This is a genomic window from Arthrobacter antioxidans, assembly GCF_023100725.1.
GTDB classification, from domain to species: Bacteria; Actinomycetota; Actinomycetes; order Actinomycetales; family Micrococcaceae; genus Arthrobacter_D; species Arthrobacter_D antioxidans.
This window is the reverse complement of the sequence record NZ_CP095501.1, coordinates 1798806-1821177: the sequence shown is the minus strand read 5'-3', so window position 1 is coordinate 1821177 and position 22372 is coordinate 1798806. Positions and strand designations below refer to the sequence as shown.

General features: G+C 68.8%; 21 protein-coding genes. 12 read left to right on the top strand and 9 right to left on the bottom strand.

Translation table 11 applies throughout. The annotated features are described in order from the left end of the window. Window positions 1-74 precede the first annotated feature (74 nt). The 5 genes from MWM45_RS08270 to MWM45_RS08250 all read left to right on the top strand — a co-directional run bounded on the left by MWM45_RS08270 (window position 75) and on the right by MWM45_RS08250 (window position 4537). Window positions 75-1145: an extracellular solute-binding protein gene (locus tag MWM45_RS08270; protein ID WP_247829038.1), complete on the top strand. Its 1071-nt coding sequence runs from the start codon at window positions 75-77 to the stop codon at window positions 1143-1145. A gap of 110 nt (window positions 1146-1255) precedes the next feature. Continuing rightward, a complete protein-coding gene (locus MWM45_RS08265; RefSeq protein WP_247829037.1) occupies window positions 1256-2311 on the top strand; it encodes an ABC transporter ATP-binding protein in 1056 nt (351 codons plus the stop codon). After that, window positions 2308-4158 carry an ABC transporter permease gene (locus MWM45_RS08260; protein ID WP_247829036.1) on the top strand — a complete coding sequence of 617 codons (1851 nt, stop codon included), beginning with the start codon at window positions 2308-2310 and terminating at the stop codon, window positions 4156-4158. Before MWM45_RS08265 ends, MWM45_RS08260 begins: the two co-directional genes overlap by 4 nt. Before the next feature lie 80 nt (window positions 4159-4238). Further along, window positions 4239-4394 carry a hypothetical protein gene (locus tag MWM45_RS08255; protein ID WP_247829035.1) on the top strand — a complete coding sequence of 52 codons (156 nt, stop codon included), beginning with the start codon at window positions 4239-4241 and terminating at the stop codon, window positions 4392-4394. Continuing rightward, the gene (locus tag MWM45_RS08250) at window positions 4391-4537 is read left to right on the top strand and encodes a hypothetical protein (protein ID WP_247829034.1); all 147 of its coding nucleotides are present in this window, start codon (window positions 4391-4393) and stop codon (window positions 4535-4537) included. The genes MWM45_RS08255 and MWM45_RS08250 overlap by 4 nt, the downstream gene beginning before the upstream one ends. A gap of 35 nt (window positions 4538-4572) precedes the next feature. On the opposite strand, the gene glgA is transcribed toward MWM45_RS08250, so the two are convergent. After that, a complete protein-coding gene (gene glgA, locus MWM45_RS08245; RefSeq protein ID WP_247829033.1) occupies window positions 4573-5766 on the bottom strand; it encodes a glycogen synthase in 1194 nt (397 codons plus the stop codon). A gap of 134 nt (window positions 5767-5900) precedes the next feature. Here glgA and glgC point away from each other — a divergent pair, with 134 nt between their 5' ends. Both glgC and pepN read left to right on the top strand, forming a co-directional pair. Then, window positions 5901-7145, top strand: a complete 1245-nt coding sequence (gene glgC / locus MWM45_RS08240) for a glucose-1-phosphate adenylyltransferase (RefSeq protein WP_269076578.1) — start codon at window positions 5901-5903, stop codon at window positions 7143-7145. Window positions 7146-7299: 154 nt separating this feature from the next. After that, window positions 7300-9912: an aminopeptidase N gene (gene pepN, locus MWM45_RS08235; RefSeq protein ID WP_247829032.1), complete on the top strand. Its 2613-nt coding sequence runs from the start codon at window positions 7300-7302 to the stop codon at window positions 9910-9912. Here the strand turns inward: pepN and MWM45_RS08230 are convergent. From MWM45_RS08230 to MWM45_RS08215, 4 genes are all read right to left on the bottom strand, one after another. Continuing rightward, window positions 9897-10973, bottom strand: a complete 1077-nt coding sequence (locus MWM45_RS08230) for a lipoate-protein ligase LplAB (protein ID WP_247829031.1) — start codon at window positions 10971-10973, stop codon at window positions 9897-9899. The genes pepN and MWM45_RS08230 overlap by 16 nt on opposite strands. Before the next feature lie 93 nt (window positions 10974-11066). After that, on the bottom strand, window positions 11067-11324 hold the full coding sequence (locus tag MWM45_RS08225) for a type B 50S ribosomal protein L31 (RefSeq protein WP_043445237.1): 258 nt from the start codon (window positions 11322-11324) through the stop codon (window positions 11067-11069). Between the two features lie 101 nt (window positions 11325-11425). Further along, the gene (locus MWM45_RS08220) at window positions 11426-12250 is read right to left on the bottom strand and encodes a TrmH family RNA methyltransferase (protein ID WP_247829030.1); all 825 of its coding nucleotides are present in this window, start codon (window positions 12248-12250) and stop codon (window positions 11426-11428) included. A 43-nt stretch (window positions 12251-12293) separates the two neighbouring features. Further along, window positions 12294-13079, bottom strand: coding sequence for an ABC transporter ATP-binding protein (locus MWM45_RS08215; RefSeq protein ID WP_247829029.1), 786 nt, complete (start codon window positions 13077-13079; stop codon window positions 12294-12296). 192 nt (window positions 13080-13271) lie between these two features. Between MWM45_RS08215 and serB the strand changes: the two genes are divergently transcribed. Continuing rightward, window positions 13272-14156 carry a phosphoserine phosphatase SerB gene (gene serB / locus MWM45_RS08210; RefSeq protein WP_247829028.1) on the top strand — a complete coding sequence of 295 codons (885 nt, stop codon included), beginning with the start codon at window positions 13272-13274 and terminating at the stop codon, window positions 14154-14156. A gap of 37 nt (window positions 14157-14193) precedes the next feature. Here the strand turns inward: serB and MWM45_RS08205 are convergent, their stop codons facing one another. Both MWM45_RS08205 and fabG read right to left on the bottom strand, forming a co-directional pair. Beyond that, the gene (locus MWM45_RS08205) at window positions 14194-14943 is read right to left on the bottom strand and encodes an SDR family oxidoreductase (RefSeq protein WP_043445224.1); all 750 of its coding nucleotides are present in this window, start codon (window positions 14941-14943) and stop codon (window positions 14194-14196) included. A gap of 42 nt (window positions 14944-14985) precedes the next feature. Next, complete coding sequence (gene fabG, locus MWM45_RS08200) at window positions 14986-15723, bottom strand: beta-ketoacyl-ACP reductase (protein WP_247829027.1); 738 nt, start codon at window positions 15721-15723, stop codon at window positions 14986-14988. A gap of 207 nt (window positions 15724-15930) precedes the next feature. On the opposite strand from fabG, the gene MWM45_RS08195 reads away from it, so the two are divergent. The 4 genes from MWM45_RS08195 to MWM45_RS08180 all read left to right on the top strand — a co-directional run bounded on the left by MWM45_RS08195 (window position 15931) and on the right by MWM45_RS08180 (window position 18807). Then, entirely contained in the window at window positions 15931-16356 is a 426-nt protein-coding gene (locus MWM45_RS08195; RefSeq protein ID WP_247829026.1) for a DUF3099 domain-containing protein, read from the top strand. A gap of 22 nt (window positions 16357-16378) precedes the next feature. After that, complete coding sequence (locus MWM45_RS08190; protein ID WP_418909762.1) at window positions 16379-16648, top strand: hypothetical protein; 270 nt, start codon at window positions 16379-16381, stop codon at window positions 16646-16648. After that, window positions 16649-17476: an SURF1 family cytochrome oxidase biogenesis protein gene (locus tag MWM45_RS08185; RefSeq protein ID WP_247829025.1), complete on the top strand. Its 828-nt coding sequence runs from the start codon at window positions 16649-16651 to the stop codon at window positions 17474-17476. A gap of 320 nt (window positions 17477-17796) precedes the next feature. Further along, entirely contained in the window at window positions 17797-18807 is a 1011-nt protein-coding gene (locus tag MWM45_RS08180) for an NAD-dependent epimerase/dehydratase family protein (RefSeq protein ID WP_247829024.1), read from the top strand. A 68-nt stretch (window positions 18808-18875) separates the two neighbouring features. Here the strand turns inward: MWM45_RS08180 and MWM45_RS08175 are convergent, their stop codons facing one another. Further along, window positions 18876-20579, bottom strand: a complete 1704-nt coding sequence (locus MWM45_RS08175; protein WP_247829023.1) for an endo-1,4-beta-xylanase — start codon at window positions 20577-20579, stop codon at window positions 18876-18878. Beyond that, entirely contained in the window at window positions 20567-22297 is a 1731-nt protein-coding gene (locus MWM45_RS08170) for a polysaccharide deacetylase family protein (RefSeq protein ID WP_247829022.1), read from the bottom strand. The genes MWM45_RS08175 and MWM45_RS08170 overlap by 13 nt, the downstream gene beginning before the upstream one ends. Window positions 22298-22372 lie beyond the last annotated feature (75 nt).

The following is a 22372-nucleotide window of genomic DNA, read 5'->3' as shown; positions in this document are numbered from 1 at the left end:
AGAAACGAGCTTCTTGGCTATTTCTGTGCGAAGTTTGTGCAGGCAGTGTCGCTACTAGGGAATCGAGTTCCTCCGTGTCAAAAAGATCGAATGTTGTCGCACTCACCGCTGCGGCGGCCCTTCTGCTGAGCGCCTGCGGTGACGCCTCGACCGAGAGTGGGGCCGGTTCCACGGCCGGCGCCGGCGAAGCCCTGGTCGTCTACACGAATTCGAATTCCGAGGGACGCGGTGAGTGGCTGCAGGAGAAGGCGGCGACGGCAGGGTTCGAGATCGAGATCGTCGGCGCCGGTGGCGCAGATGCCACCAACAAGCTCATCGCCGAGAAGAACAACCCCGTTGCCGATGTCGTGTACGGGCTGAACAACGTCTACTACGAGCAGCTGAAGAGCGAGGACGCACTCGAGCCCTACACGCCGGCGTGGTCCTCCGAAGTCGACGAATCACTGGCTGATCCCGCGGAGGAGAAGGCGTACTGGCCCCTGGTGCAGCAGGCGATCGTCCTGGCGTACAACGCGGACGCGGTCCCCGAAGCCGACGCACCGGAGGACTGGACCGACCTCTGGACCGAGGACGAGTACAAGGACAGGTACGAGCGCGTCAGCGGCATGGGAGCAGCCACCACACAGCTCGTCATGGCCGGCATCCTGAGCCGGTACAAGGATGAGAACGGCGATCTGGGCGTCAGCGATGAGGGCTGGCAGCAGATCGAACAGTACTTCCAGAACGGCGTTCCTGCCGTCACGGACCTGGACCTGTTCGCGCGCTTCGCCGACGGCGAGGTGGACTTCGGCCAGATGCCGTCCTCCTCCATCCCGGGACGTGAGGAAGCGTACGACGTGACCTCCGGCGTCGTGACTCCGGACGTGGGCGTCCCCTACGCGGTGGAGCAGGTAGCCCTCGTCAAGGGCTCGGACAACCAGGACGAAGCCAAGGAGTTCATCGACTGGTTCGGGAGCGGAGAAGTCCAGGGGGAATGGGCTGAAGAGTTCAATTCCCTCCCCGTGAACGAAACCGCGCTCGACAGCGCAAAGCCCGAGACGATCGCATTCGACGAGCAGTTCACGCACCAGGACATCGACTGGACCTTCGTCCAGGAGAACCTCGGATCCTGGATCGAGAAGATCGAGCTCGAGTACATGCCCTGACGGTTCCGCCGCGACCCGCCCGTCCCGCTCACGTCGAGACCACGACGGTGCGCCACCGAGACCTTCGGGGCGCACCGTCGCCCTCCTCCCGCCATCAGGAAGACAACCCCATGATCCGCTTCGACCAGATCCAGGTCACCTTCGACGATTTCACGGCGATCAGCGCCCTGGACCTGGAGGTGTCGCAGGGCGAGTTCTTCACCCTGCTCGGACCATCCGGTTGCGGCAAGACGACGGCGTTGCGAACGCTCGCCGGTCTCGTCACGCCCTCCTCCGGGACCATCCACATCGATGGCCGGGATGTCACCACGCTCCCCAGCGACAAGCGCGGCGTCGGGATGGTCTTCCAGAACTACGCCCTGTTCCCTTCCATGAGTGTCTGGGAGAACATCGCCTTCGGACTCAAGGTGCGGAAGACCGGTGCCGAGGAGCGCTCCGAACTCGTCCGTGACATCGCCCGCCGCGTCGATCTCACCGACGATCAACTCGGGAAGAACGTGTCGGAGCTCTCCGGTGGCCAGCAGCAGCGTGTCGCCATCGCGCGCGCCCTGGTCCTCAAACCGAAGATCCTCCTGCTGGACGAGCCTCTCTCGAACCTCGATGCCAAGCTCCGCCAGCAGTTGAGGGTGGAACTCAAGGAACTCCAGGTCCAGTCAGGGATCACCACCGTCTACGTCACGCACGACCAGGACGAAGCACTGACCATGAGCGACCGAATCGCTGTGTTCAACAAGGGCAGGGTGGAGCAGGTGGGCACTCCTCACGAGATCTACGAACGCTCCGCCACCGAGTTCGTCTGCAACTTCATCGGCGACAGCTCGAGGCTGGGCCCGGAGTTCGTCTCCCGCCTCAGTGAGAGGTCCACCAGGCCCCTCCACCCCCACCAGCTCTCCTACCTCCGGGTGGAGAAGGCGTTCCTCGATATCGGCGGAGAAACCGACCGCGACGGCGGGCGCACGGGATCGCGCCCCGGCCTGGCCTCCGTCGAGGGACAGGTGGTGGCGCGCAGCTACCACGGCCAGCACAGCCGATACACGGTGCGAAGCCACGACTCCGACGTCAAGGTCCTCGTCAAGGAGACCGGCACCCCCGCCCTCGACATCGGCCACACCGTCCAGCTGCAGGTGGACCCGGACCATGTCCTGCAGTACCAGGGCACGCCATGAGCCGCGGTACCGGCACCCGCATGCTGAGGTCACCCCTGGTCATCGTGACGCTGCTGATTCTCACCTGGTTCAGTGCCGCGTTCCTGCTCTGGCCGAACCTCAACCTGCTCGCCGAGACCTTCTTCCCCAACGGCCAGTTCACCGGCCGCGCCGTGGAACGGCTGCTGTCCTCCGACCGGGCGATGAAGTCGTTGGCCAACAGCTTCCTCCTGGCCGTGGTCCTCGCTGTGACGGTGAACATCGTGGGCGTCTTCGTCGTCCTGGTCACCCAGTACTTCCGCATCCGCGGCTCCAGGACCCTGTGGCTCGGCTATGCGACGACGTTCCTCTTCGGCGGGATCGTGCTCGCAGCCGGCTACAAGTTCATCTACGGTGCGGACGGGATCGTCACCAAACTGGTGGCGAACTACTTCCCGGACATGGACCGGGAGTGGTTCGGTGGGTTCTTCGCCGTCCTCTTCGTCATGACCTTCGCCACCACCACCAATCACCTCCTCTTCCTCGGCAACGCGATCCGCAACGTCGACTTCCAGACGATCGAAGCGGCCCGGAACATGGGGGCCTCGGATTGGACGACACTTCGCAGGGTGGTCCTGCCGGTCCTGAAACCGACGCTCTTCGCGGTCACCATCCTGTCGTTCCTCACCGGATTGGGCGCACTCAGCGCCCCCCAGGTCCTCGGGGGCGAAGAGTTCCAGACCATCACGCCCATGATCCTGACGTTCGCGAACACCTCGACCTCCCGGGACATCGCAGCACTGCTCGCGCTGATCCTGGGACTGGCGACGATCGCGATGCTCGCCGTCATGACACGGCTCGAACGCGGGGGGACCTACTACTCCGTGGCCAAGGTGTCCGCTCCCCTGCAGAAACAGAGCATCAGGAGCCGCCCGGCGAATGTCGTCGTGCACGTCCTCGCCTACCTTCTCTTCCTCGTCTACACCTCGCCGCTCGTGCTGATCCTGCTGTACTCCTTCATGGACAGCACCGCCATCAGCACCGGAGTGCTGTCACTGGACAGGTTCACACTCGAGAACTACACCCGCGTGCTCTCCCAGGAATCAGCGCTCCGTCCCTTCGTCGTCAGCATCGTCTACAGCGGCCTCGCCGCGATCATCACGGTGGGAGGGCTGCTCTTCGTCGCACGCATCATCCAGAAACACCGCACGAGGATCACGTCGACGTTCGAGTACCTGCTGCATATTCCGTGGATCCTGCCGGCTGCGATGATCGCCCTCGGTCTCGTCATGACCTACGACGAACCCAACCCCCTCCTCGGAGGTGCCGTCCTCAGCGGCACGACGGTGATCCTCCTGGTCGCTTTCGTCGTCGTGAAGATCCCCTTCACCCTCCGGATGCTCAAGGCCGCCTTCACCTCCGTGAACGACTCCATGGAGGAAGCCGCGACTGTCATGGGCGCGGGCGCGCTCTACACCTTCCGCAGAATCCTCCTGCCCGCCGTCCTTCCCACGGCCGCCGCGATCGCGGCCCTCAACTTCAACAGCCAGCTGGACGACTACGACACGGCGGTGTTCCTCGCGCACCCGCTCTACCAACCCCTCGGGCTGCAGATCAAGGCCAACACCGATGGAGGAGCGGACGTCAACGCGATCGGGAACACCTTCGTCTACACCGTCCTGCTCATGATCCTGATGGGCCTGACGATGTACCTCGTCTACGGGCGGACCGGGAAGCGCCGGGCGAAGCGCGTGCCGGGCCGTCCCACAGCACCCACCGGACCGGACAGCCCCACCTCGATCCCCGGGAACCAGACCTCCCCTCTCCCCGGGCCCGCGGTTTCCGAGGAAGGCGCAACCGTCCCGGGTACGCCCTCGAGAGTCATGTAGCAGTCCCGCATCGGTGAGGGCGGCCCGGCGATGCGGGACTGCTGGAGAGCACCGGCCACCTCGATCTCGCCGGCCTGGAGATGATCGCCCACATCGCGGCGTTGGGCGTCCAGTTCGTGGTGCTCGGTCTGGTCATCGCGTTCGGGGCGGCACTCACCGTCTTCATCGTCACGACACCGGTTCCGCCCGGCACCGGGCAGAGCCGTGGTGGACGGGTGCCCTGCACCGGCGCGTGACCTTCGACGACCGGGAGCAGGTTGCTTCGTCCTTCGAGCCCGGCAGCGACTACGACGTCGAGATCGGCTGGTACTCACGCGTCGTGATGAAGGACCTCCTGCGGGAACTCCCGACGGCCGACCACTATCCACCGGTGGAGTGAGGGCAGGCGCGGATCCCTGTGCACGGCCGGCGCTGTCAGAGGACGCTGCGGTACACCCCGAGGGTCGTCTCCGCGATCGACCCCCAGTCGAAGTGCCGTTCCGCCCGCTGCCGACCCGCGGCGCCCATCGCCGACGCCCGCGCGGGATCGCCCACGAGGGCGTTGAGCGCGGCGGCGAAGTCCTGGACGAACCGCTCGGGATCGAGCGGGGTCCCGGTGCCGTCCTGGACCTGTTCGAGGGGGACGAGGGTGCCGGTCACGCCGTCGTCGATCACCTCCGGGATGCCGCCCGTCGCCGACGCGACGACGGCAGCACCGCAGGCCATCGCCTCGAGGTTGACGATCCCGAGCGGCTCGTAGATGGACGGGCACGCGAAGACCGTGGCGTGGCTCAGGATCTGGACGACCTCGCGACGCGGCAGCATCTTCTCGATGAGCACCACCGAACCCCGCTTCTCCCGCAGCTCGGAGATGAGCACCTCGGTCTCGGCGGCCAGCTCGGGCGTGTCGGCGGCCCCGAGGCAGAGGACCAGCTGGACGTCCGCCGGCAGGTGCGCTGCCGCGCGCAGCAGATACGGGACGCCCTTCTGCCGCGTGTTGCGGCCCACGAACACGACGCTCGGGCGGCCGGGGTCGATGCCGTGGGCGCGGAGGGCGTCGTCGTCCTCGTCGCGGGCCCACTGGGCGACGTCGATCCCGTTGTGGACCACATGGACCTTGCCGGGGTCGACGTCGGGGTAGCTGCGCAGGATGTCCGCCCGCATGCCTGCGGACACGGCGATGACGGCGGCCGCCGCCTCGTAGGACGTCTTCTCCACCCAGGAGGACACCGCGTACCCGCCCCCGAGCTGCTCGGCCTTCCAGGGGCGCAGCGGCTCCAGGCTGTGCGCACTGAGGACGTGCGGGATGCCGTGCAGGAGCGAGGCCAGGTGCCCGGCCATGTTGGCGTACCAGGTGTGGGAGTGCACGAGGTCCGCGCCCGCCATCGCGTCCAGCATCTGCAGGTCCGTGCCCAGCGTCTGGACGGCGGGATTCGCGCCGGCGAGGCCTTCCGGCACGCCGTAGGAGAGCACTGACGCCCCGTGGTACTCCCCCGGGCGGGGCGCCCCGAACGCGTGGACCCGGAGATCGACCTGCGGGGCGAGGACCCTGCTCAGCTCGGCGACATGCACCCCCGCTCCACCGTAGATCTCGGGCGGGAACTCCTTGGTCACAATGTCTACTCGCACTCACCCAACGTAGTGCAGTGTGACCTGTGTCCTCTAGTGTGAAGAGACCGGAAAGGTTCCGGGCTGTGTGTACCAAGGCCGATCGACCACCTATCGAGCAGGCAGAACACTCAAAGAAGAGCGGGGGGTCTGAAGTGGCACCGAAGAAAGTACTTGCCGTGGTCCTGGCAGGCGGAGAAGGCAAGCGCCTGATGCCGCTCACGGCGGACAGGGCCAAGCCGGCCGTACCGTTCGCGGGCAGCTACCGGCTCATCGACTTCGCCCTGTCGAACCTCGTCAACTCCGGCTACCTCCAGATCGTGGTGCTGACGCAGTACAAGTCCCACAGCCTGGACCGGCACATCTCGGAGACGTGGCGGATGTCCACGCAGCTCCAGCAGTACATCGCCTCGGTCCCCGCGCAGCAGCGCCGGGGCAAGAGCTGGTTCCTCGGCAGCGCGAACGCCATCTACCAGTCACTGAACCTGATCCATGACGCCCAGCCGGACATCGTCGTCGTGATCGGCGCCGACCACGTGTACCGGATGGACTTCGAGCAGATGGTCGACGCCCATGTGAAGAGCGGGGCCTCGGTCAGCGTTGCGGCCGTCCGCCAGCCGATGGACCTCGTGGACCAGTTCGGCGTCATCGAAGTGGACCAGGACGATCCCGGGCGCATCGCGGCGTTCGTCGAGAAGCCGAAGAGCACCCCTGGGCTCCCCGACGATCCCAACAGCTTCCTCGCCTCCATGGGCAACTACGTCTTCACCACCGACGCGCTGCTCAAGGCGCTCGAGGACGACGCCGCCCGGCTGGACACCAAGCACGACATGGGCGGGGACATCATCCCCTACTTCGTGGAACGCAACGACGCCGCGGTCTACGACTTCACGACCAACGAGATCCCCGGCTCCACCGACCGTGACCGGCAGTACTGGCGCGACGTCGGCACCATGGACTCGTACTACGACGCCAACATGGACCTCATCTCGCCCCTGCCGCTGTTCAACCTGTACAACCTGCAATGGCCCATCTACACGCGGCAGAGCGTCTCGCCGCCGGCCAAGTTCGTGCGCAGCGCCTCCGGCCGTTCCGGCGCGGCCCACGACTCGATCGTCTCCGCCGGGGTCGTCGTCTCCGGCGGTGCGGTGAACACCTCCATCCTGGCGACGGACGTGTTCATCGACGAAGCCGCCGAGGTGACGGGCAGCGTACTGCTCGACAAGGTCAACGTCGGGGCCGGGGCCGTAGTGCGCCGGGCCATCATCGACAAGAACGTCCGTATCCCGGCCGGCGTGACGATCGGCGTCGACGCCGAGCTGGACCGCCGCCGCGGCTTCGCCGTCACGGACTCGGGGCTCACCATCGTCAGCAAGGGCCAGGTCATCCCGCCGGGCTGACCTCCCCGACCGTCCCCGCACGCGACGAGGCCCCGGCACCCGCCGGGGCCTCGTCGCTTTCCGGGCGGGCCCCCTCCACCTCTGCTCCCCCGGCCCCTGTGGCGTGTCACCTCACCGGGATGGGAGCACGGCAGGCGCGTGATTGAATGACCGGATGGAGAACGAGAACCTGACCCGCGACGAGGCGGGTGCCCGCTCGGCGCTGCTGGAGACCGAGAGCTACACCGTCCACCTGGATCTCTCGCAGGCCGGGGACGCCGGCCAGGAAACCTACCCCACGACGACGACCGTGGTGTTCTCCTGCCGTGAGCCGGGGGCGTCCACGTTCCTCGACTTCATCGGGGAGGTCACCGGGCTCGAGGTGAACGGGCAGGTGCTCGATCCCGCCACGGCCGGCGACGGCGCCCGCGTGCTGCTGCACGACCTCGCCGAGCACAACACGGTGACGGTCACGGGCCGGGCCCGGTACAGCACCAGCGGCGAGGGACTCCACCGGTTCGTGGACCCCGCCGACGGCGAGACCTACCTCTACACGCAGTACGAGCCCGCCGACGCCCGCCGGGTCTTCGCGAACTTCGAGCAGCCGGACCTGAAGGCCACCTTCACGTTCAGCGTCCTCGCACCCGCCGACTGGACGGTCGCCTCCAACGGCGCCGAGGCCGGCGTTTACCCACTCGACGACAGGGCCGACGCCGCGACGGCCCGCTGGACCTTCGCGCCCACGCGCCGCATCTCCACCTACATCACCACCGTGCTGGCGGGCCCCTACCACCGGGAGACCGCCTCCTGGACCGGGCCGGCGGACACGGCCGGCGAGGGCCTCGAGGTGCCGCTGGCCCTGTACTGCCGCCGCTCCCTGGCCCCGTCCCTCGACGCCGCCGAGATCTTCGACACCACACGCCGCGGGCTGGACTTCTTCCACGACCTGTTCGACTACCCCTACCCCTTCGGCAAGTACGACCAGGCGTTCGTCCCGGAGTACAACCTCGGGGCCATGGAGAACCCCGGGCTCGTGACGTTCACCGAGAACTACGTGTTCCGATCCGCGGCCACGGAGGCCCAGCGCGAGGCGCGGGCCAACACGATCATGCACGAGATGGCGCACATGTGGTTCGGCGACCTCGTGACGATGTCCTGGTGGGACGACCTCTGGCTCAAGGAGTCCTTCGCCGACTACATGGGGGCCCTCGCGGTGGCGGAGGCGACGCGCTGGAGCACCTCCTGGGTCAGTTTCGCGAACCGCCGGAAGTCGTGGGCGTACGTGCAGGACCAACTCCCGACGACGCACCCGATCGTCGCGGACATCCCGGACCTCGAGGCCGCCAAGCAGAACTTCGACGGGATCACCTATGCGAAGGGCGCCTCCGTGCTGAAGCAGCTCGTGGCCTTCGTGGGCCGCGAGGACTTCATCTCCGCCGCCCGGCAGTACTTCCGGAAGCACGAGTACGGGAACACGACACTCGCTGACCTCCTCGACGTGCTGGCCGCCGCGACGGGCCAGGACCTCGCCGCGTGGTCGCGGTCCTGGCTCCAGACCTCCGGCGTCCCCGCCCTCGCCGCCGAGGTCGCGGTCGACGACGGCGTCCTCACCGGGGTCACGATCGTCCAGGACGCCGTGGACCCGGTGACGGGCCTGGACGAGCCCCGGCCGCACCGCATCCGGGTGGGCCTGTACTCGTTCGACGCCGAGGGCCGGCTCGTGCGGACGCGGGTGGAGGCCGTGACGGTCGACGCCGCGCGGACCGCCGTGCCGGCGCTGGCCGGGGCCGTCCAGCCGGACCTCCTGCTGGTCAACGACGACGACCTCACCTACGCGTTGCTCTCCTTCGACGAGCGGTCCCTCGCCACGCTCCTGACTTCGATCCACCGCGTGCAGGACCCCCTGGCCCGGGCCACGTGCCTCACCGCCCTGTGGTCCGCCACGAGGGACGCGCGTCTGCCGGTGGGCTCCTACCTGTCCGCCGTGATGCTCGCAGCACCCGTCGAGGGCGGGGTGGGCGTGCTGCAGGTCCTGCTGGCCAACGCCGGCACCGCGATCGAGCGCTTCGCCCCGGCCGGGGAGCGCCCGGCGCTCCGCGACCGGCTGAGCGACTTCCTGATCGACGGGCTGCGCGCCGCGGACCCGGGGTCCGACCGCCAGCTCGCCTGGGCGAGGGCGCTCGCGGCCACCGCCCGCAGCGCCGGGCGGGCCGCCGACGTCGTGCGCGCCGTGCTCGACGGCGACGAGCGGATCGACGGCCTGAGCCTCGACGCCGAACTCCGCTGGTTCCTCCTGCAGGGACTCGCCGCGCGGCAGCGCGTCCTGCCCGGCGAGCTGGAGGCCGAGCGGACCGCGGACCCGACGGCGTCGGGCCGGGTGGGCTTCACCCTCGCCTCCGCAGCGATCCCCGACGCGGCCATCAAGAAGGCCACGTGGGATGAGGCAGTGCACGGTGACCGGTTGTCCAACGAGCTGCTCAGCGCGGCGATCGAGGGTTTCATGCTCGGCTCGCACGAGCTCCTGGACCCGTACCGGGAGCCCTACTTCGAGGCGCTCCGCGGTGTCTGGGCGACCCGCGGCATCGAGATGGCGACCAGGATCGTCAGGGGCCTGTACCCCGGGCACCAGGACCTCGACGGCGAACCGGAACAGCACCCCGTGGTCCTGCGGACCGACGCCTGGCTGGAGGCGAACCGCGACGCACCGGCGGCCCTGCGGCGCATCGTCGTCGAGGAACGCGACCACCTCCTGCGGTCGCTGCGGGCCCAGGTTCAGGGGACGCGGTAGAGCCACTCCTCGGTCCCGAACTTGTGCTCCACCAGGTCCTCGGCGCGGCGGAGGTCGTCCGCGGAGAGTGAGCCCTCCACTGCGCCGTAGCGCTCGCGGAAGGTGTCCATCATGACGCCGATGATCTCCTCCCGGGCCAGCCCGGTCTGGCGGCGCAGGGGGTCCACGCGCTTCTTGGCGCTCTTCGTCCCCTTGTCGGACATCTTCTCCCGGCCGATGCGCAGCACCTCGAGCATCTTGTCGGCGTCGATGTCGTAGCTCATGGTCACGTGGTGCAGCATCCCGCCGTTGGCGAGCCGCTTCTGGGCCGCGCCGCCGATCTTGCCGACCTCCGTGGCGATGTCGTTCAGGGGCTGGTACCAGGCCTGGATGCCGAGCTTCTGCAGGGCTTCCATGACCCAGGCGTCGAGGAACGGGTACGAGTCGGCGAAGCTCATGCCGTCCACGAGCGACTGCGGCACGTAGATGGAGTAGGTGATGGCGTTGCCGTGCTCCATGAACATGGCACCGCCGCCGCTGATCCTGCGCACCACGGTGACTCCGTGCCGGTCGGCGCCCCCGGGGTCCACCTCGTTGCGCATGGACTGGAAGCTGCCGATCACCACCGACGGCGCCTGCCACTCCCAGAAACGGAGCGTCGGGTTGCGTGAGCCGGCGCCGACGTCGTGCGTGAGGACCTCGTCCATGGCGACGTGCATGGCCGTGGGCAGCGGCGTGGGAGGGATGATCTCCCACTGGTGGTCCGCGAAGCTCGAGGCCCTCCCCAGGGCGCGGCGGACCGCGGTGGCGATGGCCTCCGGCGAGAAGCCGAACAGCACGGCCGACGGGTCGAGGCGCTGGGTGATCGCCGCGGCGAGCTCACCGGGCGCGGTGTCCGCGGGGAGGCCCTCCAGGGCGGCGTTGATGTCGAGCAGCGCCTCGTCGGGTTCGAGGAAGAAGTCCCCGTTGACCGACACGCCCGTGAGGCGCCCGGCCTGCACGCCGAGGTCCACCGCCGTGAGCTTGCCGCCCGGGGTCTTGAACTCGCCGTGCAGTCGCTCTGCGTCCGATGCCTGTTCCATCAGTGCCTTCCTTGGTGCGTTAACCGGAAGAAGCCACGCCGGAGGGGCGTGGCTTCTTCGTCGGACCGTGGGTCCGGTGCTCGGGAGGAGCTACTACTTCTTGGTGCCGAAGCCCTTGAAGCGGGCGTTGAAGCGCTCCACGCGGCCGGCGGAGTCCATGATGCGCTGCTTGCCCGTGTAGAACGGGTGGGACTCCGAGGAGATCTCGACCTCGATGAGGGGGTAGGTGTTGCCGTCTTCCCACTCGATGGTCTTGGGCGAGCCGACCGTCGACTTCGTCAGGAACGCCTTGTCGGAGGCCAGGTCACGGAACACGACCGACTGGTACTTGGGGTGGATATCAGACTTCACGGGACTACCTTCTCTGGTTGCCTGGATTTTGCCAGGCACGGGGAATTGAAAGGATGGCGACAGCGCCAGCTATTCATACTAGCGCAGGAGCACCTGCGGGGCTAAAGCGCGGGGCGCGCGTCGTCGGACCGGCACTCCCAGAACGCGACCGCCGCCGCTGCGGCGACGTTCAGCGAATCCACGCCGCCATGCATGGGGATGGTCAGTGCGATGTCGGCTTCCGCCAGTGCGGCCCCGCTCAGCCCGTCCCCCTCGGTGCCCAGCAGGAGGGCGAGCCGGTCATGGTCCCGCGCCGGGAACGCCCCGATCGGGACGGACCCCGGGCCCAGGGCGAGGGCGGCGAGGGTGAACCCGGCGGCGCGCACGGCGGCGAGGTCCCCCGGCCACGAGCCCAGCCTGGCCCAGGGGACCTGGAAGACGCTGCCCATGCTGACGCGCACGGCCCTGCGGTAGAGCGGGTCCGCGCTGCGGGGGCTGAGCAGCACGGCATCGACACCGAGCGCTGCCGCGGACCGGAAGACGGCCCCGAGGTTCGTGTGGTCCACCATGTCCTCGATGATCGCGACGCGCCGGGCGGAGGCCAGCAGCTCGCCGAGGGGCACGGGTGCCGGGCGGTGCATCGCGGCGAGGGCGCCGCGGTGGAGGTGGAAGCCCGTGAGGACCTCGAGCGTCGTCTCGGGGGCCACGAACGCGGGCACGGACGGGAAGCGGGCGACGACGTCGGCCAGGTCGGGGAGCCATTTCGGCGTCAGGAGGAAGGACCGCGGGACGTGCCCGGCGTCGACGGCGCGTCGGAGGACCTTCGAGCTCTCGGCGATGTAGAGCCCCTCCGCGGGCTCCTTGGCGAGGCGCAGCTGCACGTCGGTGAGGTTGCGGTAGTCGGAGAGACGGGGGTCGTCGGCCGCATCGAGCGTGATGACGGGCATCAGGGAACGGGCGCGTGCCGGGACGCGCGGCGGCCTGCGCTGCTCACGCCCGCGCGACGGCGCTGTAGCGGCCGTTCTCCTCGCTGACCTTCAGGGCGACGTCGAACGCCGCGCTCAGGTTCTCCTCGGTCAGCACGTCCGCGATGGGTCCGGTCGCCACCACGACGCCGTCGCGCAGCAGCAGCGCATGCGTGAAGCCCGGCGGGACCTCCTCGAGGTGGTGGGTCACCAGCACCATCGCGGGGGCTTCGGGATCCCGGGCGAACTCGGTCAGCCGTCGCACGAGGTCCTCTCGCCCGGCGAGGTCCAGGCCCGCCGCCGGCTCGTCGAGGAGCAGGAGTTCGGGGTCCGCCATGAGCGCCCGGGCGATCTGGACACGTTTGCGCTCCCCCTCGCTGAGGGAGCCGAAGGGCCGGTTCATGAAGCGGGACATGCCCCACGTATCGAGCAGGCGGAAGGCGCGGCGCTCGTCGAGGCGCTCGTACTGCTCACGCCACCGGCCGGTCACCCCGTAGGAGGCGGTCACCACGACGTTCAGGACGGTCTCGTGATCCGGGACCTGGGAGGCGAGGGCCGCCGACGCGAGGCCGATGCGGGGCCGCAGCTCGAAGACGTCGACGGCACCCATGACCTCGTCCAGGATCCCGACGACACCGCGGGTGGGGTGGAGCCGCGCCCCGGCAAGCTGCAGCAGGGTGGTCTTGCCCGCCCCGTTGGGGCCCATGACCACCCAGCGCTCACCCTCGTTGACCTGCCAGTCGATCTCATCGAGCAGGGTCTTGCCACCCCTGACGAGGCTTACTCCCGCCAGTTCCAGAACGTCACTCATGGTCCTAGACACTAGGCTAAGGAGCGGCCCCGTGGCGAAACCGGCAGGCCGCGCCATGATCCTTGTGCTCCGTCGGCAGACCAAGGCGCGGGACGACCGGGCCCGCCTGCCGACTCCGGCAGCGGTCGGGCCGCCACCATCGGGACCTCACCAGAGACGGACGCCGGCACCGGCGCGGACAGGAGCGGGAGCATGCGGGACACGGCACGGGTGGTCGCCTACGCAGAACGGCTCGACGACGGACACCGGGAGGACCTGCTCGCCGCCCTGCGCGGGCTCGGCGCCGACGTCACGGACACCTCGTCCGCCAGGACCGCGACCTACTCGGCGCTGACCCTCGACGTCGAACTCACCCTTTCGGCGTCCCGGGTGCGCGCCGGACTGTCCCGGTGGACGGCCGCCTCCGGTGCGGGCGCTGCACTGGTGCCCGCACCCGTCTACGAACCCGGGCCCAAACTGCTGATCATGGATGTCGACTCGACGCTGATCCGGCAGGAGGTCATCGAGCTGCTCGCCGCGCATGCGGGCCGCGAGGCGGAGGTGGCCGCGGTGACCGAGGCGGCCATGCGGGGCGAGCTCGACTTCGCCCAGTCCCTCCACCACCGGGTCCGCGCGCTGGAAGGGCTCCCGGCCACGGTGATCGACGAGGTCGTGGAGCGCATCGAGCTGAGCGACGGCGCGGAGGACCTCGTCGCCGCGTACCTCGATGCGGGCCACCGCGTGGGCGTCGTCTCCGGCGGCTTCTCGCAGGTCCTCGCACCGCTCGCCGAGCGCCTCCGCCTCTCCTTCGCGAAGGCGAACGACCTCGAGATCCTCGACGGCACGCTGACCGGGAGGGTGGCGGGCACCGTCGTCGACCGCCGTGAGAAGGAACGCACCCTCCGCACCGAGGCCGAACGTGCGGGAGTCCAGCCCGCGGCGGTGATCGCGGTCGGCGACGGGGCGAACGACCTCGACATGCTGGGTGCGGCGGGGCTCGGCGTCGCGTTCAACGCGAAGCCCGCCGTCCGGGCGGTGGCGGACGTCGCACTGGACCTTCCGGACCTGGACGTCGTCCGCCACTTCGCGGGGCTGTAGCCCGGACCGGAGCGTGCACCGCGTCCGAAGCCGCCGATCAGCTCTTGGCGAGGAAGTCCTGGGCGCCGCCCACGTACTCGGTGTGGCCCGTGGGGACATCGGCTGTGACCATCCGGACGATCTCGGTCGCGAACTCGGCGACGGAGTACAGGCGGCCCGCCTCCTGGCGGCGTGCCTCGATGGCTCCGGGGGTCGCGCGGTCCAGCAGCGTCGCCGTGACCGTACCCTCGATCATGTCGCCGGACACGACGACGAGGGAGATCCCCTTCGCCTCGAGCTGCGGGATGCGGGCGCGCAGGGCGTCCTCGCCGGCCCGCTTGCTGCGCGCGACGGGCACGTAGGCGTCCATCGTCTCGACCTTCTCGATGAAGTGCGCCTGGTGGCTCGTGATGAAGACCACGCGTGACCCCGCGGGCATGACCTCCGTGGCGGCCTCGAGCATGGCGACCTGCGCGTCCCGATTGAGCTTCAGCGCGTAGTCCTCGCCGAGGCCCGTCTCCATGCCGCCGGAGGCGTTGAGGACCAGCAGGTTCAGCCCGCCGAAGGTCGAGACCGCGGCGTCGACCAGCGCCGCAGGACCCTCCGGCGCCGTCAGGTCCGCCCCGACGGCGACGGCCTTGCCGCCGGCCGCCTCGATCCCGGCGACCACCTTGTTGGCGCGCGGCGCCTTCTGGCGGTAGTTCACGACGACGGCGGCGCCCTGGGCCGCGAGCTGCTGCGCGACGTCGGCGCCGATCCCGCGGGACGATCCGGTGACGATTGCTGTGGTTCCCTCGAGGGTGGCCATGGTGCTCCTTCTGGTGGGCTGGGTGGTGGGTGTGGGTGGGGCCTAGTGGCCCATGCCGAGTCCGCCGTCGACGGGGATGACGGCACCGGAGATGTAGCCCGCGGCGTCGCCGGCCAGGAAGGACACCACGCCCGCGACCTCGTCGGGCGAGGCGAAACGGCCGGCGGGGATGGTGGCCAGGTAGCTCTTGCGGGTGTCCTCGGGCAGCTCAGCCGTCATGTCGGTGTCGATGAACCCGGGGGCGACGACGTTGGCCGTGATGCCCCGCGAGCCGAGCTCGCGTGTCAGGGAGCGGGCGATGCCGATGAGTCCGGCCTTGGAGGCGGAGTAGTTGATCTGGCCCGGCGCCCCGTACAGGCCCGTGACGCTCGAGATCAGGATGACGCGGCCGCGCCGGAGGCGGATCATGCCGCGCGACGCCCGCTTGACCACCCGGAACGCGCCGGTGAGGTTGGTGTCGATGACGTCCGTGAAGTCACTCTCGGTCATGCGCATGAGCAGGGTGTCGCGGGTGATGCCGGCGTTCGCGACGAGCACCTCCACCGGCCCGTGCGCGGCCTCGATCTGCGTGAACGCCGCGTCGATCTGTTCCTCGCTGGTGACATCGGCCCGCACGCCGAGCATCCCCTCGGGGATCTCACCACTTCGGTAGGTGATGGCAACCTTGTCGCCGTTGGCTACGAATACCTTGGCGATGGCAAGACCGATCCCGCGGTTGCCTCCGGTAATGAGGACGCTGCGGCCGGACGCCGTCGTACTGCTGTCTGCATCAGGTGCCAAGGGGGTAACTCCTCTGTCTGCGGGCCGGAAGGGGTCCACGTTGTTTCCTGCCGAGAACCGCGGGGTGGTTCCGGACGGGCGTTCCAGCCCGCTCGGACCTCCCCCGTGGCCATCGGTCAGACTGTCCCGACGATCCTAGCGGCGCATCCCTCGACTTCGGGAACGGGGCCCGGAATGCGACAATAGGAAGAGTCTTTTTGGAGTGTGATGAGTAAGCAAACGAAGCACAACACAGACGTCCACAGCATCTCCGACGCACAGGTTGCACACAGCGACGAGATGCGCACACGCATGATCCGCTACTCGGTGTCGATGAGCATCCGCCTCGTCTGCTTCGTCCTGGTCTTCGTGGTCCCCTATGTCTGGCTGCAGTGGGTGATGATCGCCGGAGCGGTGTTCCTGCCCTACTTCGCCGTGATCGTCGCGAACGGCGGCAGCGACACCAGCAACATCCGTCACAGCGACGCCCTGATCGACCGGTTGCCGGTGCGTGAGATCGAAGCGAAGGTCGTCGATGCCGGCCCCGACGACGGCGAGGACGTCCTCAGTGGCGAGATCATCGACGACCCTGCGGACCCTGCACGCCACGGCTCGCACGATGCAGGCAACGGCAGGCCCGACGCCCGTGGCTGACCTGCACTCCACCCCCCGGCCCGTGGCCGCACGTCCGGCCGCGGGCCTCGGTCTGTTCGGGGCGCCGCAGCCGGCCGCGGGAGGGCCGCCCGTCTGCTCCCGCAAGGGGTGCCGGAACGACGCCGTGTGGCAGCTGCTGTGGAACAACCCGCGCATCCACACCCCTGAGCGCCGGAAGGCCTGGGCATCGTGCCCGGACCACGTGGAGTGGTTCGAGGAGTACCTCCGGGATCGCGGGCTCTGGAAGGAGACCCTCCCCCTGACCGCCGACCGACCGATGGAGACCCGCTAGGTGTTCCGCTATTTCTTCTCCGTCCGCTGGCTCGGCTGGCTCGCCATGGTCCTGGTGATCGCTGCCGGCTGCGTGGGACTCGGACGATGGCAGCTGGACCGGCGGGAAGCCGTCGTGGAGGACATCCAGCGCATCGAGGCGAACTACGATGCGGCGCCGGAGCGCTACGTGCCCGGCGCCAACGGGTTCGACACCTTCGATCCCTCCCGCGAATGGACGCCGGTCACCTTCACCGGGACGTACGACGTCGACCACCAGGTCGTCGCGCGCAATCGGCCGCTCAACGGCCAGCCGGGGTACGAGGTGCTCACTCCCCTGCGTCTGGAGGACGGAACCGCCGTCATCATCGACCGCGGCTGGCTGCCCATCGGCAACGCCGAGGCGGGGCGGCCGGACATGGTCCCGGCCCCGCCCGCGGGGGAGGTCGAGGTCACCGCGCGGATCAGGCCGGGCGAACCGGAGGTGAACCGCGGCGCCCCCGAGGGGCAGGTCGCGTCGATCCACCTCCCATCCTTCGCGGAGCGAGTGGACTACCCCGTGCAGGACGCCGCCTACGGTCTGCTGGCGCTGGAGCGTCCGGCCGCGGCCGAGACCCCGGTCGCCGCGCCCAAGCCCTCCATCGACGAGGGACCGCATCTGTCCTACTCCCTGCAGTGGTTCGCCTTCGGAGTCCTGGCCTTCGTGGGCCTCGGTTATGCGGCGCGGCAGCAGCGCAGGAGCGACGCCGAACGGGACGGCACCGCTCCGGACCGCCCGGTCCGCCGGCGTCGCCGTCCGTCCTCGGAGGAGGAGGAGGACGCCATCCTCGACGCGCGGGGAATCCGCTAGGGATCCCCGGGGGAAGGCTTCGACGCAGAGGTCGGGGCGTAGGAACCCTCGCCGCGGCGCTGCGCGGACAAGGGTCGTCGAGCGCCTTCGGAGCACAGCCGCGTAGTCGGCGCACGACGGCGGGTGGTCCCTGCAGGAGTACCGGACCGGAATCGAGTGGAGCGCACTCGTGCCTGGGGGGACGAGCCTCCATAGGATGATGCCGAGAAGCAGTGCGGCACGGCGGCGTGGGGTCCGATTCCTACGATCCGCGCCATCGACCGCCGCTCCGTTGCTGGATTCGCCGAATCACCCAGGGGGCACGAGCAATGAGGACCGTCGTGATCGGTGGTGCTGGTTTCATCGGCAGCCACCTCGCCGAATACCTCCTGGATGCCGGGGACGACGTCACCGTGCTCGACGATCTCTCCCTGGGCAGACTGGACAATCTCGCGGCGTGTCGGGCTCATCGGGCCTTCACGTTCCAGGAGGGCAGCACCCTCGACCCGACTGCGGTCGGCAGGGCGATCAGCGGGAAGGATCGCGTGTTCCATCTGGCGACCGCCGGTGGAGCGCGTCGGTTCCCGGATCGCCCGCTTCTGGGCCTGCGCTCCACCATCCATGGCACCGAGACGGTCCTCGATGCCTGCCTCGATGCGGGCGCGGAACTGATCGTGGTGTCCAGTGGTGACATCTACGGGAAGAACGCCTCCGGTCGATTGTCCGAGGACGCGGATCGCATCCTCGGTTCACCGCTGGACCCCCGGTGGGCGGGTGTCTCCGCAGAGGCGATGGAAGAAGCGTTCGCGCAGGCCTACTGGCGGGAACACGGCCTGAAGGTGTCCATGGTCCGGCTCTTCGATACGGTGGGGCCCCGCCGGACGAGCCGCTCGGGTGGCGTGGTGCGGACGCTCGTGAAGCAGGCGCTTCGCGGCGACCCGCTGACGGTCCACGGTGACGGCCGACAGACTCGCTGCTTCTCGTATGTGGGGGACGTCGTCCCGGCGATCGTGCGCGTCGCCGAACAGCCGGCCGCCCGCGGGCTCGCGATCAACCTGGGTGGCACCCGGGACATGTCGATCGTCGAGCTGGCCGAGAGGACGATCAGGCTGCTGGGCAGCCGCAGCGAGATCAGCTTCATCCCGTACGACGAGGTCTACGGCCCCGGCCACGAGGACATCCCACGCCGATCCCCTGATATCGCCCTCGCGTCACGCCTCATCCGGTTCAGGCCGACCACGACCATCGACACCATCATCCTCAAGGTGGCGAAGGACATCCTGTCCAGCGCCTCCAATGGGGTCCACGCCGAGAGGGCCTCGCATGGGGTCCACGCCGAGGCCGTCCACTGAGACACGCCTGCCGGTGACCGCCGAGGACCCCGGTCGGCAGGAATTGCCGGCGTGGTCCACCATGACGCTCAGTCGCCCAGGACGCGCCTCATCGCGTCGTACGCGGGGATCGGTTCCCCGTGCGTGAACAGGAAGTCCCGACCCTGGTGCAGCTCGCCGTCGTCGTCGACCCACCAGTTGTAGCGGTTGTCCACCCCCCACGTGGTGTAGGAGACGCAGTCGGGCGAGCGCATGCAGGTCTCCAGTACCGAGGCGTACTGCTCCGCCTGGGCGTACACCCCCTCACCGTCGGTGACGTCGTTCTCCGAGATCCGTACGCGCAGCCCGGCATCCCCGAAGCGCTCGAGGGTCTCCGAGAGGTCCTCGGCGGGGATGGCGTCGGTCTCGAGGTCGTAGATGTGGGCCTGGAGGCCGACACCGTAGATGTGCCCGCCCTGCGCGTTGGTATCGAGTGCGAGCTTCAGCAGGGCGTCCTGGCGGTACCCCGGAACGTCGGCCCCGTTCTCGTTGATGAACTGCTTGACGTCAGGATCGGCCTCGTAGACCGCCCGCGAGACGACCGCCGGGTAGCCGGGCCCGAAGACCCGGTACCAGATGTTCTGCTGGAAGCTGGTGCCCTGGTCCACGTCGAACGGTTCGTTGACGACGTCGAGCGAGTCGAGCCGCCCTTTGAAGTGGGTCACCACGGTGGTGACGTAGTCGAGCAGGGCCTCTGCGCTGGCCCGGCGCTCCACCTCCGTGCCCGTGGGGAGCTCCTGCATCCAGCGGGGCATCGCCTCGGTGAAGGCGATGGTGTGGCCGTGCACCGTCATGCCCTTGCTCTCGGCGATCGCGAGGATGGCGTCGGCCTCCTCGAACGTGTACACGGCCTGCTGCGGGGAGAGGGACTGCGGCTTCATGGCATTCTCCGGCGTGAGGGCGCCGAAGTTGCCGACGAACTCCCGGGCGTAGTCCGGGTCCGAGGCAAGAGGCCCGAGCGCCACCGCGGCGCCGATCCTGAAGTCCGGCCTGCTCCGCGAGGCCAGGGCCTGCAGACCGTCCGCCGCCTGCTCGGCCTGGACCACGGCCGGCTCCGCGGTCGTGAGGGTGCCGCCGTCGAGAGCGGTGGCGGTGAGGGATCCGACTCGGAAGGAACCGCCCTCGCTCGAGAGCCCCAGCCAGAGCTTTCCCGATTCGAACACCTCTCCGAGGGGCAGGGACGAGACGGTGTCTCCACCGCTCTCGATCTCGAGCGTGTCGCCGGACCGGCGCACCACGAGCGCGGCTTCCGGGTCCCGGACCGTGACGTGCTCCTCATGCACCGGCCGGGGTCTGGTCACGTCCTCCTGGGGGGACCCGTCGAACACGGCGATCTCGAGGTCGTCGTCGAGGAGGGTGAGCCGCAGACCCGACGGCTCCAGCCGGAATTCGTCGGCGATCACCGGCGGACTGTCGAAGACGGTCCACGACGCGTCGGCGATCACGTCGCTGAACGACGCGCTGAGGGAGAAGTCTCCGTCCGCCAGCAGATGCGTGCCGGCCAGGTTGAGGGGCGGGTTCGGCTGCCCTCCTCCGCCATCCTGTTCGACGATGCTTCGCGCCGTGGCCGTGACCTGCAGCCCCCCGTTGTCGGACGCCACGCCCGGTGTGTGCTGCCAGTCCTCGTCGATCAGGTCCACGACCACGTTGGGCTCCGGTTCCGGGTTGTCGGGTGTGCAGCCCGCGAGCGCGAGCAGAAGGCAGCCTGCCAGCACGGTCCGTGCTGGCAGGCGTCCGATTGTCAGGGCCGCCACCAGCGCACGTCGTCCACGTACGCGAGCACCCCGGAGTTGCTGGTCACGTACACCTGCACGCTCGCCCGCGCGACGTTCGTCGTGCTCGGGGAGTAGGTCAGGTCCACGTTGGAGACGCCGATCGTGGTGCTGGCGAGCTTCCACTGCCCGGAGATCCAGTTGCCGTTGGCGTCGTACTCGTCGATGTACCAGCCGACCTCACCGGCGGTGCGGGTCCTGATGTTGAGGTAGGCGGAGATGTTGTAGTTGCCCGGCGTCACGTTGACCTGGGGTGAGAACAGGTGCCCGTTGCTCGTGGAACCCTGCAGCTTCACGGAGTTGACCGGATTCGCCGGAGCGCCGTTCCCCGCGCGGTCCGCGACGATGGTCGCCGCAGCGTCGGTCCGCCACCCGCCGCCGATGCCGGCGTCGAAGGTCCCGTTCGCCACCAGTGAGGTGGGCGGCGGAGCGGTGGCCCCGCTGAGCTCCAGCAACTCGACGTTGTCCAGGTAGGCCGTGATGCCGGTTCCTGCGACGATGACCTGGAGGCTGGCCTTCGCCACGTTCGTCGAACTCGGCGTATAGGTGAAGTTGAGCGCCTCCACCCATCGGGAGTTCTCCCGCTTACGGTACTGCCCGGAGACCCAGGCCCCTGCCGCGTTGTATTCGTCGACGTAGAACGCCACTTCGCCGGACGTCAGCGCGGAGACGTTCAGGAAGGTCTTGTACAGGTAGTTCGTCCCCGGTGTGACGGCGACCTGCGGGGAGAACAGGTGCGTCGGGGTCGTGCCCGACACGAGTTTGACCGACCGGGTGGGGTCCGGGTAGCTGCCGTTGCCTCCGGCGTCGGCCGTGATGCGCGTAGGAGCGTCGGTCCGCCAGCCCTCGCCGATGCCAGCGTTGAAGCTGGCGTTCGGCATCTTGTTGGGGGTGCCCGTCACGATGCCCTTGGACACGTTGACGTTCTTGATCTGTCCGGCCGCCACCTTGGTCTTCACATAGGCAGCGAGCTGATCGAGTTCGGCGGTACCGAACTCGTAGTCGCCCGGATCGGTGCTGGGGTTCGGGACGATGTCGTGGAAGGTGAAGACCACCCAGGTCTTGCCGGCGATGGCTTGATCGACCTTCGCCTTGAGCGACGCCACGGTGTCGAGGCCCTCCTCGACCGCGACGTTCTGGACGAGGTAATCGCTGAGCGGCCAGAGGTTCACACCCTCGTCCGCGAATCCGCGCATCGACGAGTAGTACTTGGCGACCTTGGCCAGGACCGTCTGGTCGTAGTCGCCGTACGGCGGAGCGAAGGCGGTCGCGGTGATGCCCTGCGCGGCGAGGGCCGCCCTGCTGCTCGCCATCTGGGCGTCGACCTGGGCCGGGGTCAGCTTGTTGGCCTGGCAGACATCGCCCGACGAGGCCAGGCACTGATGGTCCTTGCCGTGCGACCCGATCTCCCAGCCGTACTGCGTCTGCAGCTGTTTGATCTGCGCCCAGGTCATGTACGGCACGCTGCCGTCCGCGCGGCAGGAGTTCGGCACCGTCGTCTTGCCCACGCAGTCGGTGACCACGTAGTTCGTGCCGGTGAGGCCATGCTTCTGGAGCGTCGGGGCGGCCTGGGTGATGGAGCTGCGGAAGCCGTCGTCGAAAGTGAACGACACCAGTGCCGAGGGCGCCGCGTTGGTCACCACCGCGTTCGCCACCCCGGGCGTCAGCATGGCGGAGGCCATCGCCCCCAGGGCCACCATGATGGTCAGTAATCCGGCTCGCCCCCGCGCCAAGCAGAATCCAGATCTGGATCTAGTCATGAACTTCTCCGTTCT